8 protein-coding genes are annotated in these 18,333 nt (G+C 74.0%); all 8 read right to left on the bottom strand.

Annotation, left to right across the window (positions count from 1 at the left end; genetic code table 11):
- Positions 1-62: 62 nt before the first annotated feature.
- Complete coding sequence (locus HED23_RS12390; RefSeq protein ID WP_203183460.1) at positions 63-10,916, bottom strand: type I polyketide synthase; 10,854 nt, start codon at positions 10,914-10,916, stop codon at positions 63-65.
- A gap of 79 nt (positions 10,917-10,995) precedes the next feature.
- Positions 10,996-12,285: a methylaspartate mutase gene (locus tag HED23_RS12385; RefSeq protein ID WP_203183459.1), complete on the bottom strand. Its 1,290-nt coding sequence runs from the start codon at positions 12,283-12,285 to the stop codon at positions 10,996-10,998.
- Positions 12,282-12,731, bottom strand: a complete 450-nt coding sequence (locus tag HED23_RS12380; RefSeq protein WP_203183458.1) for a cobalamin B12-binding domain-containing protein — start codon at positions 12,729-12,731, stop codon at positions 12,282-12,284. Before HED23_RS12380 ends, HED23_RS12385 begins: the two co-directional genes overlap by 4 nt.
- Positions 12,731-13,969 (bottom strand): type III PLP-dependent enzyme, encoded by a 1,239-nt coding sequence (locus HED23_RS12375; protein ID WP_203183457.1) that lies wholly within the window; start codon positions 13,967-13,969, stop codon positions 12,731-12,733. Before HED23_RS12375 ends, HED23_RS12380 begins: the two co-directional genes overlap by 1 nt.
- Entirely contained in the window at positions 13,966-15,492 is a 1,527-nt protein-coding gene (locus tag HED23_RS12370; protein WP_203183456.1) for an AMP-binding protein, read from the bottom strand. Before HED23_RS12370 ends, HED23_RS12375 begins: the two co-directional genes overlap by 4 nt.
- Complete coding sequence (locus HED23_RS12365; protein ID WP_203183455.1) at positions 15,489-17,057, bottom strand: AMP-binding protein; 1,569 nt, start codon at positions 17,055-17,057, stop codon at positions 15,489-15,491. Before HED23_RS12365 ends, HED23_RS12370 begins: the two co-directional genes overlap by 4 nt.
- Positions 17,058-17,082: 25 nt before the next feature.
- Positions 17,083-17,334 (bottom strand): phosphopantetheine-binding protein, encoded by a 252-nt coding sequence (locus HED23_RS12360; RefSeq protein ID WP_203183454.1) that lies wholly within the window; start codon positions 17,332-17,334, stop codon positions 17,083-17,085.
- A gap of 36 nt (positions 17,335-17,370) precedes the next feature.
- The gene (locus HED23_RS12355) at positions 17,371-18,306 is read right to left on the bottom strand and encodes an ACP S-malonyltransferase (protein WP_203183453.1); all 936 of its coding nucleotides are present in this window, start codon (positions 18,304-18,306) and stop codon (positions 17,371-17,373) included.
- Positions 18,307-18,333: the final 27 nt, after the last annotated feature.

The following is an 18,333-nucleotide window of genomic DNA, read 5'->3' as shown; positions in this document are numbered from 1 at the left end:
CAGGTGCGCCGGACGCGGTTCGCCGGTGCGGGACGCGGCGCGTCGCCCGGCACCGGGGCGGGTCACCGGGGGCTGCTGCGGTTCAGGGCCGCCCGCACAAGGTCGGCCACGGCCATGGACTTGATGTCCATGACCGGCTCGGCGGCGGCCTCGGCCGGCGCGGAGGACAGTTCCAGCAGTCCGTCGAGCAGTCCTGCCTCGCGCATCCTCGCGACCGGGATCCTGGCGATGAGGTCCCTCACCTCGTCGTCGGCCCGGTCCTCGGCGGGCTCCGGGCCGGCCTCCGGGGCGAACCGTTCGAGCAGGTGGTCCGCCAGGGCCGTCGGGGTGGCGTAGTCGAAGATGAGGGTCGAGGGCAGGCGCAGTCCGCTGACCGCGTTGAGCCGGTTGCGCAGCTCGACGGCGGCGAGCGAGTCGAAGCCCAGCTCGGTGAAGGCGCGCCGGGGGTCGACGGCCGTGGGTCCGTCGTGGCCGAGCACCGCCGCGACCTCGGTGCGGACCGCTTCGAGCACCGTGTGCCCGTGGTCGGCCTCCGGCAGCCCGGCCAGGCGCTCGCCGAGTGTGCGGGTGCGGTCGTCCCGCACCGCGCGGGCGGTGACACCGGCCAGGGTGCGCAGCACGGGGGGCACGTCGTCACCGCGGCGGCGCAGCGCGGCGGTGTCCAGCCGGACAGGCACCAGGGCGGGGAGACCGGACTCCAGTGCGGCGTCGAACAGTTCCAGTCCCTCGGCCGGGTCGAGCGCGCCGATGCCGGACCGTTCGATGCGCTGTACGTCGTCCCGGTCGAGGCCGGCTCCCATGCCGCCGCCGGCCCAAAGGCCCCAGGCGAGCGAGGTGGCGGGCAGGTCGAGGTCGGCGCGGTGGGCGGCCAGGGCGTCGAGGAAGACGTTGGCGGCGGCGTAGTTGCCCTGGCCGGCGGCGTCGATGGTTCCGGCGGCCGAGGAGAACAGGACGAAGTGGGACAGGTCCCGGTCGAGGGTGAGCTGGTGCAGGTGCCAGGCGGCGTCCGCCTTGGGCCGGAGCACGGTGTCCAGGCGCTCGGGGGTGAGCGAGGGGACCAGCCCGTCGTCGAGTACCCCGGCGGTGTGCACGACGCTGTCGACGGGATGGGCGGCCAGCAGTGCGGCGAGTGCGGCCCGGTCGGCGACGTCGCAGGCGACGAGCTCGGTACGGGCACCCAGGGCGGCGAGTTCCAGGGCCAGTTCGGCGGCGCCGGGGGCGGACGGCCCCCTTCTGCCGACCAGGACCAGGCGGGTGACCCCGTGCCGGGTGACGAGGTGTCGGGCCACCAGGGCGCCGAGCCCTCCGGTGCCGCCGGTGACGAGGACGGTGCCCCAGGGGCGGGCCGGGCGCGACGCGTCCGGGTCCGCGGCGCGCGCCAGGCGGGGGGCGTGGGCCCGGCCGTCCCGCCACAGCACCTCCGGCTCGCCGGAGTCGAGGACGGCGGCGAGCGCGGCACGGTCGGGTACGGCGCTGTCGGGCCCGGTCCGGCCGACGAGGACGATCCGGCCCGGGTCCTCGGCCTGAGCGGCCCGTACGAGTCCGTGCACGGCGGCGTCGGCGAGGGTTCCGGCGGTGAGCACCAGCAGTACCGAGCCGGCCCACCGCTCGTCGCCCAGCCACTCCTGGACGGTCGCGAGCGTCGCGTCCAGCGTGGTCCTCAGGTCCCGGGGCAGCTGCTCCCCGTCGGGGTGCGGGGCGCGCACCGGGAGGATGACGACGTCGGGCGCGGAACCGTCGATCGCGGCCAGGCCCGGGTGGGCGGGGGCGTCGAGGCCTGCGTCGTCCGGGCCGAGCACGGCCCAGGTGCGGCGCTCCGGGCGCCCGGCGGACTCCGGCAGTGGTTCGCCCTCGGTGACGTAGAGGGAACGCGCGCGTCCGGTGAGCCGGTCCGCAGCGACCGGGCGGGTGACGTAGGACTCGACGGTGGCCAGCGGCCTGCCCTCGGTGTCCGTCAGGTCGAGCCGGGTGCCGTCCCCGCCCCGGGTGACGCGGACGCGTGCGGTGAGGGCCCCCCGGCCGTGTGCGGTGACTCCGGTCCAGGCGAAGGGGAGCGCGATCGTGCCGGCGGGCGTGTCTTCGCCGGGGCCCTCGTCGGCGAGTGACGTGGCGTGCAGGGCGGAGTCCAGAAGCGCGGGGTGCAGGGTGTGCCTGGCGGCGTCCTGCCGGGCGTCGGCGGGCAGTTCCAGCTCGGCCAGGACGGTGTCTCCGAGCCGCCAGGCGGTCCGTACGCCGCGGAAGACGGGGCCGTAGTCGTAGCCCGCGTCGTGCAGACCCGGGTAGAGGCCGTCGGTGTCGAGCGGGACGGCGCCCGGTGGCGGCCAGACACCGTCCGGTGCCGTCTCCGTGCCGGTGGGAGCGCCGGCGTCGGTGAGGGTGCCGGTCGCGTGCCGTGTCCAGCCCTCGTCCTCGGGTGCGCTCTCGGGCCGGGAGTGGATCTCCACGGAACCGTCGGGCCGCGCGGCGACCTGGAGACGTACGGCGCCGTCCCCGGGCAGCGCCAGCGGGGCCTGGAGGGTGAGTTCCTCCAGGACGGGCCGGCCGGTCAGCCGGCCGGCGTGCAGGGCGAGGTCGACCAGGGCGGCGCCGGGTACCAGCACCGAACCGAGCACGGCGTGCTGGGTGAGTACCGGATGGGTGGCGGTGGAGATCCGTCCCGTGAGCAGCAGTCCGGCGTCGCCGGGCAGGTCCAGGCGGGCGCTGACGTACGGGTGGTCGGCGGTGGTGAGGCCGTGTCCGGCCGCGTCGCCCCTGGCGGCGGTGGTCGGCAGCCAGTAGTGGCGGTGCTCGAAGGCGTAGGTGGGGAGTTCGGTGCGGCGTCCCGCGTAACCGTCGTACAGGACCGGCCAGTCGACGTCCGTGCCCCGCGTGTGTACGGCGGCCAGGGCGGCGAGCAGGCCGGGGACCTGGGCGGTGTCCTTGCGAGCCGTGGGGACGAACGCGGTTCCCCCGTCGTCGGGGAGGCAGTCCGGGCCCATGGCCGTCAGGACGGGCGCGGCGCCGAGTTCGAGGAAGGTGTCGACGCCCTGCGCGGCCAGCGTCCGGACGGCGTCCGCGAAGCGCACGGTCTGCCGTACGTGCCGCACCCAGTAGTCGGCGGAGCCGAGTTCGGCGGCCGTGGCCTGGACGCCGGTGAGGGTGGAGACGATCGGCAGGACGGGTGCCGAGGCCGGGAGGGCTGCCATGACCCGGCGGAACTCCTCCAGCATGGGCTCCACGCGGGGCGAGTGGAAGGCGTGCGAGACGCGCAGCCGCCGGGTGGTGGCGAAGTGCGCGGCGACGGCTGTGACGGCGTCCTCGTCCCCGGAGACGACCACGGCGCGCGGGCCGTTGACCGCGGCGATGCCGCACCGTTCGTCCAGCAGCGGCTCCACCTCCTCCTCCGTGGCCTGCACGGCGATCATCGCGCCGCCCGTGGGCAGCGCCTGCATGAGCCGCCCGCGTGCGGCGACGGCGGCCACGGCGTCCTGCAGTGACCAGACACCTGCGACGTGCGCGGCGGCGAACTCGCCGACGGAGTGGCCGGCCAGCCAGGCGGGCCGCGCCCCGAAGGACTCCAGCAGGCGGTGGAGGGCGACCTGGGTGGTGAACAGGGCTGCCTGGGTGTAGGCGGTCTGCTCCAGTACGTCGGGGTGGTCACCGAGGACCACCTCGGCGAGCGGCCGTTCCAGGTGCTTGGCGAAGAGTTCGGCGACGCGGTCGAAGTGTTCGGCGTAGACCGGGTAGGTGTCGTACCAGTCGCGGCCCATGCCGGGCCGCTGGGCGCCCTGTCCGGAGAACAGGTGGGCGAGGGTGCCGTCGGTGGCGGCGCCGGTGACGAGCAGGCCGGGCGCCTCGTGTCCGCGGGCCAGGGCGTCCAGCGCTTCGGCGGTCCGCCGCTCGTCGGTGGCCAGGACTACCGCACGGTGCGGGTGGGTGGTGCGGGTGGTGGCGAGGGCCAGGCCGAGGTCGGCGGGCGCGGTACCGGTCAGGTCCCGCAGGCGGGCGGCCTGGCCGCGCAGCGCCTCGGACGAGCGCGCGGAGACCGCGAGGGCGAGCACGGGCGGCACGGTGGCCGGGTCGGGCTCCGCGCTCTCCGGCTCGTCGGCGGTGAACTCCTCCAGGATGACGTGGGCGTTGGTGCCGCTGATCCCGAAGGAGGAGACTCCGGCGCGGCGCGGCCGGTCCGGGGCCCGCCAGGGCCGCTCGTCGGTGAGGAGCCGCACCGCGCCCGCCGTCCAGTCCACCTGGGGCGAGGGCGCGTCGACGTGGAGGGTGCGCGGCAGGGTGCCGTGCCGCATCGCCATGACCATCTTGATGATGCCGGCCACCCCTGCGGCGGCCTGGGTGTGGCCCATGTTGGACTTGACGGAGCCCAGCCACAGCGGCTCGTCGCCGGGCCGCTCCTGTCCGTAGGTGGCCAGCAGCGCCTGGGCCTCGATCGGGTCGCCGAGGGTGGTGCCGGTGCCGTGCGCCTCGACGGCGTCGACGTCGGCCGGGGTGAGCCCGGCGGCGCTCAGCGCCGCGCGGATCACCCGCTGCTGGGAGGGGCCGTTGGGAGCGGTCAGTCCGTTGGAGGCACCGTCGGAGTTGACGGCGGAACCGCGCACCGTGGCAAGCACCCGGTGCCCGTTGCGGCGGGCGTCCGAGAGGCGTTCGACGACGAGCATGCCGACGCCCTCGCCCCAGCCCGTGCCGTCGGCCGCCGCTGCGAACGACTTGCAGCGGCCGTCGGCGGCCAGGCCGCGCTGCCGGGCGAAGTCGACGAAGGTGTCGGGGGTCGACATGACCGTGACGCCGCCGACCAGGGCGAGATCGCACTCGCCCTGACGCAGGGCCTGCGCGGCCAGGTGCAGGGTGACCAGCGAGGAGGAGCAGGCCGTGTCGACGGTGACGGCCGGGCCCTCCAGGCCGAGGGCGTAGGCGACCCGGCCGGAGACGACGCTGCCCAGGCTGCCGTTGCCGAGGTAGGCGGCGAGGTCGTCGGGGACCTCGGTCAGCCAGGTGCCGTAGTCGTGGTACATGACGCCCGCGAACACGCCGGTGCGTGAGCCGCGCAGAGCCGCCGGGTCGATGGCGGAGCGCTCCAGGGCCTCCCAGGAGACCTCGAGGAGCAGGCGCTGCTGCGGGTCCATGGCGGTGGCCTCGCGCGGGCCGATACCGAAGAAGCCGGGGTCGAAGTCGGCCGCGTCGTAGAGGAAGGCGCCCTCACGGGTGTAGGTGCGGCCGGGGGTGCCGGGCTCGGGGTCGTACAGGCTGTCGGTGTCCCAGCCCCGGTCGGCGGGGAAGTCGCCGACCGTGTCGACGCCTTCGGCGACGAGGCGCCACAGGTCTTCCGGGGAGCGGACGCCGCCGGGGTAGCGGCAGCCCATGCCGACGATGACGACGGGGTCGTCGGCGTCGGTGGGGCGCGGTCCGGCGACGGGCTCGCCCGCCGGACGCGAGGTTCCGAAGAAGGCGTCCCGGATGTGCTCGGCGAGGGCACGGGAGGTGGGGTGGTCGAAGACGAGGGTGGCGGACAGCCGCAGTCCGGTGACGGTGTTGAGCCGGTTGCGCAGTTCGACGGCTGCCAGGGAGTCGAAGCCCAGCTCCGTGAAGGCACGCCCCGGGTCGACGGCGGACGGGGAGTCGTGCCGCAGGACCGCGGCCACCTCGGTGCGGACCAGGTCCAGCAGGACACGTTCCCGGTCGCCGGCGGGCAGTTCCGCCAACCCGTGCGCCTGATGGGGTGCCGTGTGGGCGGAGGCCCGGCGGGTGACGGGGCGGACGAGAGCGCTCAGCAGGGGCGGCGGACCGTCGGGCCGGCGGCGTACTGCTGCGGCGTCGATCTCCACGGGGACGAGGTGGGGGCTGCCGGAACGGACGGCGGCGTCGAAGAGCCGCAGAGAGTGCTCGGCGGACAGCCCGGGGACGCCGTACGCGGCCACCCGCTCGAGGGCGGCGGCGTCCAGTGCGGCGCCCATGCCGGTGCCGGTGGCCCACAGACTCCAGGCGAGCGAGGTGGCGGGCAGACCGTGCGCCTCACGGTGTGCGGCGAGGGCGTCCAGGTAGGCGTTGGCGGCGGCGTAGTTGCCCTGACCGGGTCCGTCGAGGACGGCGGCGAGCGAGGAGAACAGCACGAAGTGGGACAGGTCCCGGTCGAGGGTGAGTTCGTGCAGGTGCCAGGCGCCGTCGGCCTTGGCGTGGAAGACCTCGTCGACCATGTCATCGGTGAGGCTCTCGACTATGCCGTCGCGCACGGTGCCCGCGGCGTGGACGACGGAGTCGACGGGGTGCAGGGCCAGCAGGTCGCGCAGCGCCTCCCGGTCGCCGACGTCGCAGGCGGCCACGGTCACCTCTGCGCCCAGCGCGGTCAGTTCGGCGTGCAGTTCGGGGGCGTGCCCCCGGCGGCCGGCGAGGACCAGCGTGCGTACACCGTGGGCGCGCACCAGGTGGTGGGCGAGCAGAGCGCCGAGGCCGCCGGTGCCGCCGGTGATCAGGACGGTGCCCCAGTCGGCGGCCGGCCGGGGTGCGGTGGTCGCTTCGGCGGCCAGTCGCGGAACGGCGAACAAGCCGTCGAACAGGGAGAGTTCGGGTTCCCCGGTGGCGAGCACCTGGCGCAGCTCGGCCTCGGAGGGCAGGCCGTCGTGCTCGACGAGGACGTAACGGCCCGGGTTCTCGGCCTGCGCCGAGCGCACCAGACCGCGTACGGCCGCGTGGGCGGGGCTGCCGGGCGCGGTGACGAGGACGAGGCGGGTGCCGGCCGCCCGTTCGTCCGACTGCCAGAACTGCAGCAGGCGCAGCGCGCCCAGGACGTGGGCCCTCGCATCGGCCGCGTCGGGGCCCGCCGGGCCCGCCGGCCGGTACACCACGGCGTCCGGCGCGGGGGCGGCGAGCAGCGTGTCCACGGCATGGGCGAGCGCGTCCTCGACGGGATCGGCGTGCGGCGGCCGGTCCGGGTGGGGGACGCCGTCGAGGACGGCGGTGCGCAGGGGAGCGGTGGTCAGTGGCCGGGGGTGCGGCGCCCACCGCACGGAATACAGGACGTCGTCGTCCGGTACGGGCAGGGAGGTCATGGCCTCGATGTCGGCGACGGGGGCGCCGGCGGTGTCGGCGAGGTGCAGACCGATGGTGTCGCCGTCGCCACGGGTGATCCGTACGCGCAGGGCCGAGGCGCCGGTGGCGTGCAGGCGGACGCCGGTCCAGGCGAACGGCAGCAGCACCTCGCCGCGCGGCGGGGCGTCGAGGTCGGCGGCGTGCAGCGCGGCGTCCAGCAGCGCGGGGTGGAGTCCGAAGCGCGCGGCGTCGGCGGTGGCGTCCTCGGGCAGGGCGACCTCGGCGAGGACGTCCTCGCCGTGCCGCCAGGCGGCGCGCAGGCCCTGGAAGACGGGGCCGTAGGCGTAGCCCTGGCGGGCGAGGTCCGCGTAGACCTCCGTGGTGTCCAGGGGTTCGGCGTCCGGCGGCGGCCACGCGCCCGGCTCGGTGCCGGCGGCGGGCGGGGCGGTGTCGGTGAGTACACCGGCCGCGTGCCGGGTCCAGGGCGAGTCCTCGTCGGCGCGCGAGTGGACGGTGACGGTACGGCGTCCGGTGTCGTCGGGTTCCCCGACGGCCACCTGGACGGCGAGGTCCTCGTCCGGAGCGAGCACCAGCGGCGCACCGAGGGTGAGTTCCTCCAGGTCGGTGGCGCCGACGTGGTCGCCGGCCCGCAGGGCCAGTTCGACGAAGGCGGTGCCCGGCATCAGTACGCGGCCCGCGATCACATGGTCACCGAGCCAGGGGTGGGTGCGGGTGGAGAGGCGTCCGGTCAGCACGACGCCCTCCGCGCCGACCGCGACCACAGCACCCAGCAGCGGGTGTCCGGCTGCGATCTGCCCCAGGCCGGCCGCGTCGGTGGAAGTGCCGGGTTCGAGCCAGAAGCGGCGCCGCTGGAAGGGGTAGCCGGGCAGCTCGACGCGGCGGGCGTCCGCGCCGGCGTGGTGCTGTGCCCAGTCGACGGGGACGCCGCGGGCGTGGGCTGCGGCGAGCGCGCCGACGGCCTCGCGGACCTCGGACCGCTCGCGCCGCAGCACCGGCAGGAAGGCGGTGCCCGGCGCGTCCGTGCAGTCCGGTCCCATGGCGCTCAGCACCGCGTCGGGGCCGATCTCCAGGAACGTCCGGACTCCGGCGTCGGCGAGCCACCGCACGGCGTCGTGGAAGCGGACCCTGGCGCGGACGTGTTCCACCCAGTACTCGGGATCGCGCAGCTCGCGGCCGACGGGCGCGCCGGTCACGGTGGAGACGACCGGCACGGTGGGTTCTGCGTAGTCCAGGACCTGCGCGACCCGGCGGAACTCGGCCAGCATCGGTTCCATCAGCGGCGAGTGGAAGGCGTGGCTGACGCGCAGGCGCTTGGTGTCATGCCCGCGGGCGGCGAGTTCGGCGGCGATGCCGTCCACGTCGTCCAGGTCGCCGGAGATCACGACGGAGTCGGGGCCGTTGACCGCGGCGATGCCGGTGCGCTCGGTCAGCAGCGGGGTGACGTCACCCTCGCCGGCACGGACCGCCACCATGGCACCGCCCTCGGGCAGCCCCTGCATGAGCCGGCCGCGGGCGGCGACCAGGATCGTGGCGTCCTGCAGGGTGAGGACCCCGGCCACGTGCGCGGCGGCGATCTCGCCGACGGAGTGCCCGGCCAGGTGGTCCGGGCGCATCCCCCAGCTCTCCAGCAGTCGGTGGAGGGCGACTTCGACGGCGAACAGCGCCGGTTGCGCGTACTCGGTGCGGTGCAGCAGCTCCGCGTCGGGTGTGCCCGGCGCGGCGAACAGGACGCTCTTGAGGGACTTGGGCAGTTGGAGGTCGAAGTAGGCGCAGATGTCGTCGAGGGCGTCGGCGAACGCGGGGTACGCGGAGGCGAGTTCGCGTCCCATGCCGGGACGCTGACTGCCCTGCCCGGTGAACAGGAAACCGAGTTCGCCGCCGGACCGCCCGGTGGCGGGGGTGCTGCCCGAGGCGACGGCGGTGAGCGCCTCCCGCAGTTCGGCCCGGTCGGCGGCGACGAGTACGGCCCGGTCGGGCAGAGCCGCCCGGGTGGTGGCCAGGGCGTGGGCGAGGTCGGCCGGTTCCGTGGTGTCGGCCAGGGACAGCAGGCCGGCCGCGCGGGCCCGCAGGGCGGCTTCGCCGCGGGCGGACAGCGGGAAGACGAGCGGGAGCAAGGCTGCGTCCGGGACGCTGTCAGGGGCTGTCCCGTGGGCGGCCTCCGGAGGGCTTCCGGGGGTGGCGTGCGCCGCCTCCGTGCCGGGGTGACGCACACCCTCCGTGTCCTCGGCGCCGTCCCCGGCGTCCGGCTGTTCAAGAATGACGTGTGCGTTGGTGCCGCTGACTCCGAAGGAGGAGACGCCCGCCCGGCGGGGACGGCCGGTCCTCGGCCATGGCCTGGGCTCGGTGACGAGCTCCACGCTGCCGGACGCCCAGTCGGCGTGCGGGGTCGGGTCGTCGACGTGCAGGGTCGCGGGCACCTGACCGTGCCGCATGGCGAGGACGGTCTTGATCACGCCGGCCACACCCGCGGCGGCCTGGGTGTGCCCCAGGTTCGACTTGACCGAGCCGAGCAGCAGAGGGGCCCCGAGCGGGCGGCCCTGCCCGTAGGTGGCCAGAAGCGCGGTCGCCTCGATGGGGTCGCCGAGGCGGGTGCCCGTACCGTGCGCCTCCACCACGTCGACGTCGGCGGGGCCGAGTCCGGCCACGGCCAGCGCCCGGCGGATCAGTTTCTGCTGCGCCGTACCGCTGGGAGCGGTGAGCCCGTTGGAGGCACCGTCCTGGTTGACGGCGGAGGACCGGACGACGGCGAGCACCTGGTGACCGTTGCGGCGGGCGTCGGAGAGCCGCTCCAGGACGAGGACGCCGACGCCCTCCGCGAAGCCCGTGCCGTCCGCGGCGGCGGAGAACGCCTTGCAGCGGCCGTCCGCGGACAGACCGCGCTGCCTGCTGAACGCGGTGAAGACGCCCGGTCCGCCCATCACGGCCACCCCGCCGGCCAGCGCCAGCGACGACTCGCCCTGCAGCAGCGAGCGGCAGGCCAGGTGGACGGCGACCAGGGAGGCGGAGCACGCGGTGTCGACGGTGACCGCCGGTCCCTCGGTGCCCAGCACGTAGGCGACGCGGCCGGAGATGACGCTGGAGGCGTTGCCGGCCAGCAGATGGGCGTCGAGTCCGTCCGGCGCGTCGTGCAGGCGCGGACCGTACTCCTGCACCTCGGCTCCGAAGAACATGCCGGCCGCGGTGCGGCGCAGCGTGGTGGGGTCGATGCCGGCGTCCTCCAGTGCCAGCCAGGAGGTCTCCAGGACCAGTCTCTGCTGGGGGTCCATGGCCAGCGACTCGCGCGGGCTGATGCCGAAGAACTCGGCGTCGAACTCGGTGGCGGTGTCGAGGAATCCGCCGGTGCGGGCGTAGGAGCTGCCGGGGACGTCGGGGTCCTCGTCGAAGAGCTGCTTCAGGTCCCATCCCCGGTCCTGGGGGAAGTCCGAGAGCACCTCGCCGCCCTCGGCGAGGAGGCGCCACAGGTCGGCCGGCGTCTCGATGCCGCCGGGGAAACGGCAGCCGATGCCGACGATCGCGACGGGCTCGTCGGCGCTGCCGTCACCGGCCGGCTCCGGCGGGGCGTCGTCCGCGGCCCGGTTCCCGGCCAGCAGCCGGTCGGCCAGGTCCCGCACGGTGGGGCAGTCGTAGGCGAGGCCGACCGGCAGGTCGAGGCCCGTCCGCTCGGTCAGCCTCCGGTGCAGGTCCACCGCGGCGAGCGAGTCGAGTCCCTGTTCCGCCAGCGGTACGGACGGGTCCAGGGTCTGCGAGGTGCCCGGCCGGGCCGCCTCGACCGCCTCGGTCACGGCGGTGCGCACCAGATCTGTCACCAGCCTGCGGTGCTGCGTCGGTGCGGCCTCGGCGAGCTGTCGCGCCAGGGCTGATTCGGATCCGGGCCCGTTCATCCACGCATCTCCACTTTCGACCGACACCGTTTGCCACCTTTTTCCTCACCGTAATGACGACCCCGGAAAGGCCACACCCTTAGGCACCCCTAGGGGCCGGGCCGGGCGAATCCCCCGCCTGCGCGGGGGCGTCGCGGTCGAACGAACGCCGGACGAAAGACAGTGAATCGAGCAGTTCCGTCGAGGTGACCGCGTGGGCCGGGCGGGGCTGGGTGATTCCGGACAGCGGCATCTTCCCCACGTCCGACCAGCGCAGCCGGCCGTCCTCGGCGATGTAACTCCGGCTCAGTCCCGCGTTGTCCGGATGCAGGCAGTAGGGCACGTCGAGCCGGCCCTCGGCGAATGCCTTCAGCAGTGCGGTGCCGAGGTCGTCGTCCAGGTTCAGCACCCCGTCGACCAGGGCGTACGCCTCGGCGTACGTCTCCGTCCCGGCGCCCTCCAAAGGATCCGGCTCGGTGCGCGCGGCGACCGCGGCGGCGAATTCCAGTGCGGCCACGTTCTCCGCCACCGACGGAATGCGCCGGGATTCCGCGACGGTTTTCACGATGAGGCGCTCGGCACCGCTCTCGACCGCCAGTTCAGCGGCCTGCGCGAGCAGTCGACGCGCGCCGTAATCGGTTTCCGGGAACAATCCCATGTAGGCATAGACGACCACGTGCCATTCGGTGTCCGGGAGGAACCGCGCGCACAGGCTGCGCAACGCGGCCACCGCTTCGGAGTCCTGACGCCTATTCGTCTGCTGGGCGTAGCTCACCGAAATGCTCCGGATTCCGTGCCGGCGGAAGAACAGCGCCTCCAGCACGCTGACCGCGACGAGCAGGCCGGGCGGGCAGAGCTGGCCGAGCAGACACCCGCCGAAGGTCTCAAGGTGCGGTTCGGCACCGGTCCGGCGGAGCGAGGCGAGCAGTTCGCAGGATTCCGTCCAGTGGGCGACGGACTCCCGCAACGGAACCCTGCCGTAGGGGAGGCAGTAGGAGACGGGCCCGCCCTCCGAGGCGTCGAGCCCCACGGACGACAGCGCCCGGAAGATGTGCTGGGGCGCTGCCGAGCCGTGCCGCACCTGCACCGGGAACCCCGGGCCGTGGATCCGGTCGAGGACCCGGCGGGTGGTGGCCGTCTCGTGGCTCACCAGCGGATAGCCGTTGAGGTCGGCTCCTTCGAGGACGGCGAGCTGAGCGGACTCCAGGTCACCGACCCGGGTGTAGCTGTCCAGGGTGAGGGTGCCGACGGTCGTCGCGTCGGCGTCCCGGGTGGCGAGCAGCCCTGCCCGCATGCGCTGCGGGCTGCTCATCCCCATCCGGGGCTGCACCACCAGCCGGCCGGCGTCGTGGGCCCGGCGCACGAACCCGCCGAACCCGGCACCGCTCACACCAGGGCCCGCTGCGGCAGCGCGTCGAGCATCCGCCGGAAGGTGGCGACGCCTTGGGTGGTGTCGTCGAACACCGCGTCGTAGCCGGCGGCACGCAGCGCGGCCGACTCCTCCTCACCGCAGGGTCCGGCGATCCCGAGCTTGCCGCCGATGACGACGGGGACGGCGGTGAGGCCGGGGTGCTCACGCAGCCGGGTGACCGTGCGCATGCCGTCGTGGTAACCGTGCCCGTTGACGCTGCTGATCACGACGAGAGCGGGGTCGTGCGTCAGGGCCTCTCCGATCAGCAGGTCCTCGGGGACGCAGGGGCCGAGGTTGACCACGCGGTGGCCGTGTTCCTCGATGAGGAGCTGGAGGTAGACCAGGTTCCAGGTGTGCGAGTCGGAGATGCCGCCTGCCACGAGCACGGGCTGCTCGCCGGGGGTGGGGGTGAGACGGTTGCTCATCACAGGGCCTGTCCGTGTTCGTAGGTTCGGGTGTGCTCGATGCGGGAGACGGAGACGAGTTCCTCGCCGCGGACGACGATCTCCGCGGGTGCGGGCCTGCCGAGGAACATCAGGAGGCTGGCGGTGGGCCCGTACGATCCGGCGTTGGGGACGGTCAGCAGGTCACCGGGGGCCGGGTCGGACAGCGGGACCTGCCGTCCGAGCAGGTCACCCGGCGTGCACAGCGGTCCGGCGAGGTGCGCCGGGACGCCGTCCGTGCCGACGGACTCGTGCGGTTCGACGGAGACCGGCAGGATGCGGCCGAGACCGGACATGCCACCGAAGGTGTTGATGCCTGCGTCGAGGACGACGTAGCGGGTGCCACGGCTGTCCTTGACGTTGACGACGCTGGTGAGAAGGGTTCCGCTGTCGGCGACCAGGTACCGTCCCGACTCGCAGGCGACGCGCGGGGTGCCTTCGCGCCAGCCGGGGAGGTGCTCGTCGAGCGACGTGGCCAGGGCGTCGCGCAGTTCGCCGTAGACCGGCCGCCGTCCCTGAACCGCGTACGGTGCGGCGAAGCCGCCGCCGAGGTCGACGATGCGGAAGGTGACGCCGAGTTCCCGCTGGAGCGCGGCGGCGGTGGCGATGGTGTGCCGGAACTCGGCGATGAGGCTCGCCTCGTCCTTGGCGTTGCTCAGCGGGAAGAAGTGCAGTCCGGCCAGGTTGGTGCCGGGTACGTCGCGCAGTTCGGCGGCGAGGCCGGGCAGGGTCTCGCCGTCGAACCCGAACTGCGAGGGCACCCCGGTCATGCGGATGCTGGTGGCCGCGGCTCCGGTGGCGTTGTTGACCCGGATCAGGCAGTCGGCGGTGATGCCGAGCCGGACGGCGGCCTCGCCGACGTGCCGCAGGTCGCCCGGCGACTCCACGGAGAACGTCCGCACGCCCCGGGTCATGGCCTCGGCAAGTTCCTCGGCCGTCTTGCCGGGGCCGGTGTACAGGATCTCGGTGCCCTCGTAACCGGCCCGCAGGACGGCGTCGAGTTCCCCGACGGAGCTGATCTCCGCGTGGCAGACGCGGGGGCCGCCCGCCCGCATCTCGCGCAGGATCTCGGGGTGCGGGTTGGCCTTGGCCGCGTAGTACACGGCGACCTCGTCGGGCAGCGCGGCGAACAGCTCGTCCCGCGCCGCCGCGACCCGGTCCAGGTCGTAGACGTAGGAGGGGGTGCCGAAGCGCCGGGCGAGGTCGGTGGTGCCGGTCACGGCGTGGTTCCTTCCAGGAGGCTGACGAGCTGCTTGCGGTCGTGCTTGCCGTGGGCTGTCAGCGGCAGTTCGTCGACGACACGGCTGACGCCCGGCACCTTGGCGGGCTCCAGCCGGAGGGACAGCTCCCTGAGGAGCACGTGCGGGTCGATGTCCCCCTCGGCGAACACCGCGAGGTCGCGGCCGGAGGCGGGCGGAAGCACGGCGGCGGCGCGGACACCGGGTACGTCCGCGGCCGCGGCCTCGATCTCGGTGGTGCTCATGCGGACGCCCTTGTGCTTGAACATGTCGTCCCGGCGGCCCTCGTAGTACAGGAACCCGTCCTCGTCGACGTGTCCGAAGTCGCCGGTGTGCAGCCGCAGACCGCCGTCGGGAGCCGGCCGGAAGGCGCGTGCGGTCTGCTCAGGCGCGCGCCAGTACCCGGGCATGACATGGGGGCCCTCGACGACGATCTCCCCGGTCTGCCGGGGCGGCAGCCGGTTGCCCTCGACGTCCACGGCGAAGGCCCGGGTGCCGGGCAGCGGGCGGCCGACCGACTCGGGCCGGGCGTCATGCTGGTCGGGCGGCAGGACGGAGACGCGCTTGCACTCGGTCTGGCCGAACTGGATGACCACCTCGGATCCGGGGAAGGCGGCGCGGAGCCCGTCGGCGGTGGCCTTCGGCAGTGCGGCCCCGGTGTTGGTGAACATGCGGACGGTGGAGTCCTGCCGCGGTTCTCGTTCGGCCAGCGCGCAGATCATGCTGGCCAGGGACGGCACGATGGGTACGACGGTGGCCCCGGTCTCCCGGATGCGGCGCAGCAGCACGAGGTCGGACTCACCGTCGGCGAGCACGAGTTCGCTGCGGCCGGCGGCGGTGAGCAGCACCTTGTAGAGACCGTAGTCCCAGGAGATGGGGAAGCGGCAGAAGACCACGTCGTCGGGGCGGTAGCCGAGTTCGATGTTGATGGCCTCGGTGGCGAAGACCATCCGGCCGTGCGGGCAGACGACGGCCTTGGGGGCAGCCGTGGAGCCGGAGGTGTAGACGAGGACGGCGAGGTCGTCGCTGTGGACGGCGGCGCCGTCGCCACGGGCCTCCTTCTCGCGCAGGTCGCCGACCGCCTGCCAGACCTCTTCCAGACCGAGGACGGGGACCTGACCGGCGAGCGCGGAGACCCGGGAGACGGCGGGATCGGCGACGATCACCAGGGACGGCTCCGAGTTCCCGACGACGGCCTTGAGGTGGTAGTCCTTCATTCCGGTGTTGACGGGGACGAGGACGGCGCCACGGCGCGCGGTGCCGTACAGCAGTGCCACCAGCTCGCGGGTGCTGGCCAGTTGCACCAGGACCCGGTCGCCGTGGCCGATGCCCTGGGCCTGGAGCCACGCGTCGACGGCGTGGCTCCAGGCGGTGAGCTCCCGGTAGGTCCACCGCCCGGCGCGGTCGGCGACCGCCGGCGCGTCAGGGTGCTCCGCGGTGGCCTCGTCGAGCAGGTCGTGCACCCTGGCATCGGTGCGGGCCTGTGTTGTCGGTTGACCGTTCACTGCGACTCCTGCCGTCCTTCGGTCCTGCTCCCGGCTCCGGCGTGCTGCTCACGCAGGGCCGTGGCGCGGGAGGTGAGCTTCCTGCGGTCGGTCTTGCGGTTGGGGTTGAGCGGGAGCGCGTTCAGGTGGTGGTAGGCCCGGGGAACGACCGCGGCCGGCAGCAGTCCCCGCAGATGACGGGCCAGCCGGGCGGCCGGCACCGGGTCGCCGGTGTGGAAGACGGCGAGCTCGACCGTGCCGTCCACGGGGACGGCGACGGTAGCCGCGTCCTCCACGCCGGGGCAGGCGCGTACCGCGGCGTCGACCTCGGCCAGTTCCATCCGTATGCCGTGCACCTGGACCTGGGCGTCCTGGCGGCCGAGGTACAGCAAGCCGTCGTCTTCGGCGCGGCGGACCCGGTCCCCGGTGCGGTAGTAGCGCAGGCCGTCCCGCTCCAGGAAGCGCCCGGTGTCGTCGGCCGGGTCGAGGTAGCCGGGGGTCAACTGCGGTCCGGCGACGCACAGTTCGCCCTCGCCGGTGGTGCTCGGCGAGCCCGCGTCGTCCAGCAGCAGCACCGGGTGGCCCTCGTGCACGGCCCCGATCGGCACCATGCCGTGCAGGTGCCGGCTCCCCGGCGCCCATCGGTGGGCGGTGACGGTGATGGTCAGCTCGGTCGGCCCGTACAGGTTCTCCAGCACGGTGCCGGGAGCCGCGGCCGTCCAGTCGTCGGCGTCCCGGCAGCTGAGCGCCTCCCCCGCGAAGAAGCTCCGGCGCAGCGAGGACAGCGCACCAGGTGCGAGGCCGCCGGTGCGCCGCACCAGGGTGATCGCGCTGGGGGTGGAGAACCACACGGTCACACCCTGCTCCGCCACGAACTCGGGCAGGCGCGCATAGGCCCGAGCGGGGACCGGTACGACGGTGGCTCCGGCGCCCCAGGCGCAGAACAGGTCGAACATGGCGCAGTCGAAGTTGAGGTCGAACGTCTGCGAGAAGACGTCCTCGGTACCGAAGTCGTACCGCTCGTCGAGCAGGGAGAAATAGTGCGCGGTGTTGGCGTGGGTGACCGGTACGCCCTTGGGCCGTCCTGTGGAGCCGGAGGTGAACAGCACGTAGGCGATGCCGTCCGGGCGGGCCGGCATCGGCGCCTTCAGCACGCTGTCGGGGTCGACGGTGAGCTCCGGCATCGGCTGTCCGCCGGGGGCGAACAGGGTGGGCAGGGTGACGCCGTTCTCGTGCAGCGCGGTCAGCGCCGGCAGGGCGTCGTCGTCGGCGAGCAGGGCTCCCACACCGGCGGCCTCGATCATCTGCCGGGTACGGGCGGCGGGAAAGGCCGGCTGCAGGGGGACGACGGTGGCCCCGCTGTAGAGGCCTGCCAGCAGGCTGGTGTACGCCGACTGGCCCTTGCCGGCGAGCACGCCCACGGCGGGCGGCTGGTCGGAGAGCCCGGCCAGCAGGGAGCCGGCGAGCAGGAGGGCCCGCTCGTGGAGCTCGCGGTAGGTGAGGGCGGCGCCGTCGGCCCGCAGCGCGGGCCGGTCGGGCGCCAGGGTCAGCCCGCGCAGGAACCGTCCGGACAGGGCTCCGTCCATGGTGGGGTCCAAGGGGTCCGTCCCGTCAGCTCGTGGCGCGCTGGAGCATGCCCTCGACGGTCTCCCACAGCACGCCCGCGCTGCGGAAGGTGTCCATGGTCAGCGCGCTGTCGCGGAAGCGCACCTGGTACGCCTCCTCCAGCATGCCGAGCAGCTGGACCATGCCCAGCGAGTCCAGGCCGAGGTCCTTCAGCTCGTCGTCGGCGGTCAGCGGTTCCTGCGGGGGCAGGAACGGCAGGAAGGTGCGGAGTATCTCTTCGAACTGGTCGTCCCACATGGGTGTGCCTCCTGCGGATAGGGCGGATCGGACGGGTCAGGCGGCGCGCGGACGGCGCCGGGGGGTCATCGCCGAGCGGGGATGCGCGGCGACGACCTCGAAGGTGCGGATGGTGCGGGGAACCCGGCCGAAGAGGCTGTCGGGTCCGGCGACGCACATCCGCCGGACTCCGGCGTCCCGCAACGCCGTGGTGACGCTGGGCCAGTTCATGGGGTGGTCGAAGCTGTCGAGCAGCATGGTGCGCAGTTCCTCGCCGGTGTGCAGCAGCCTGCCGTCCTGGTCGGCGACGACCGGCAGTGCGGGATCGGCGAAGGTGTAGCGGGAGATGACCTCGCGTTCGGCCTTGTCCCGCAGCGGCGCGAACGCCGAGGCGTGCATGGGGGGCCGCATGGTGTAGAGGGGAAGGCTGCCGATGGCGCGCAGCCGCTCCCTCATCCACTCCACACGCCCTTCGGCCAGGGAGACCATCCAGAAGCCGTCGTCGATGTGGCAGGAGATCTCGTGCCACTCCCCGGCGTCGTCGAGTTCGGCGAGGATCGCGTCCAGCTCCTCGCGCGGGGCGCGGACGAAGGACAGGGTGACGATGTCCCGGTGGTGGTCGGCGAAGTACTCGTCGAGGCACCGCGCGATCTCGGCGGTGAGGCGGATCGCGTCGGGCAGGTCGAGGACGCCGGTGTAGGCGAGGGCCGCCTTCTCCCCGAAGCTGGGGCCGGCCACGATGTCGGGGGCGATGTCCAGGTGCTCGCGGGCCCAGTAGGCGCTGGCCAGGCAGTTCACGAGGAACGCGACCTGGGCGGCCTCCGAGTAGTCGCCCTCGGCGCCTCGGTAGGTGTCCACCAGCGAGTAGCCGAGGACGTCGTCGGCGACGGCGACCAGCTCCCGGGCCCAGGGACTGGCGACCATGAAGCGGCCCACCTCGGCGAACGGGACGGGTCCCATACCGGGGAAGACGAGGGCGGTGTCGTACGCCATGGCGGTGTCCCCGCCCCCTTTCACGGT

Origin of the sequence: Streptomyces pratensis, from assembly GCF_016804005.1 — a bacterium.
In the GTDB taxonomy this organism is placed as follows: Bacteria; Actinomycetota; Actinomycetes; order Streptomycetales; family Streptomycetaceae; genus Streptomyces; species Streptomyces pratensis_A.
The sequence above is the reverse complement of the archived record's forward strand: the minus strand, read 5'-3'. Positions and strand labels throughout refer to the sequence as shown.